Below are 1,054 nucleotides of genomic sequence, written 5' to 3' on the forward strand. Positions count from 1 at the left end.
GTACCGTCGTCATTGTCCCAAGTTTCCCAATATTCTTTCTTGGTTTCGCTAAGGCGATAGAGTTTAAGCACAATATATCCTTTAGGTTGCTAACGCTCGGCTCACTAGCCGTAAAAATGCTGCCTGACTTTTTGCTTCCACAAAAATCGGGACGCGTTTTGAAGGTCTGGTGCAGCCACTTGTTATACACAATGCACAGCTGTTAACCCTTTCGCAAAGATCTGAAGTTTTCCCTTGTCTGGTTGCTGAATAAAATCTTCAACTGCTTCAATTGGAAACGACTGTTGGTTATTTATACGAAGTGCTAAATGGCTATTTACTTCACTCTTGAACCACTCACCACCAGTTTGATTTAATACAATCTCACCGAGATAAACGCCAATTAAATACCTAGCGCCTGAAACTGCACCTTTATCATTTTCATTCAACAATACTATTAGGACATCTTCCAAAGTCTCGATGTAGCTAAGTTTCTTGCAAAGCTTACCGCCCATCAACGAAACTGTTTTTTCGAGATGTTCGCATGTTTCCTTAATGTGTTGTTCCAAATCCACTTACGGGATCCTCTCTAGTGTATAACGCTGTGATAACGGGCACTTGCCCGCACTAAACCTGCCCAAACCTATGTATTCACGCAATTTTCTAAGCGCTTCGAGATTGGCAAGGTGTCCCGTTCATGACCTTGTTAGCCGCAGAAGCTTCATACTATCGCGGCTTTGCCGCCAACACCCAACGAACGCACCATTTTGTGAATTCAACTGTGGCCTTAAAGGCACAATCACTCGTTAAAACCAAAGGCATTGAATTCAACTTAGCAAAGATTGCCACATGATTTTGCATCGAGTTTAGGATTGGTTTGATGAGGGTTTTGAGGTTAAACAACCTGTGACGAAGATAGGAAATAGCTAACCAAACATCGCAAACCAAACAATGAGAAGAACTGACGGATAACGCCGCGTTCTAGCGAATCCCCTCAAAATTCCTCTTCTAAACAATGAGAAAGACGCGCACCGTACCCTTTGATCTAATGAATTTCGCCAAAAACCACATTCCA

General features: G+C 42.5%; 2 protein-coding genes. One reads left to right on the forward strand and one right to left on the reverse strand.

Annotated elements, in window-relative coordinates; all coding sequences use genetic code 11:
* Window positions 1-182: 182 nt before the first annotated feature.
* Window positions 183-554, reverse strand: a complete 372-nt coding sequence (locus BM082_RS24575; protein WP_017010849.1) for a hypothetical protein — start codon at window positions 552-554, stop codon at window positions 183-185.
* Between the two features lie 122 nt (window positions 555-676).
* Here BM082_RS24575 and BM082_RS25155 point away from each other — a divergent pair, with 122 nt between their 5' ends.
* The gene (locus BM082_RS25155; protein WP_167550934.1) at window positions 677-832 is read left to right on the forward strand and encodes a hypothetical protein; all 156 of its coding nucleotides are present in this window, start codon (window positions 677-679) and stop codon (window positions 830-832) included.
* Window positions 833-1,054 lie beyond the last annotated feature (222 nt).

It is taken from the genome of Enterovibrio norvegicus DSM 15893, assembly GCF_900115495.1.
Taxonomy (GTDB): Bacteria; Pseudomonadota; Gammaproteobacteria; order Enterobacterales; family Vibrionaceae; genus Enterovibrio; species Enterovibrio norvegicus.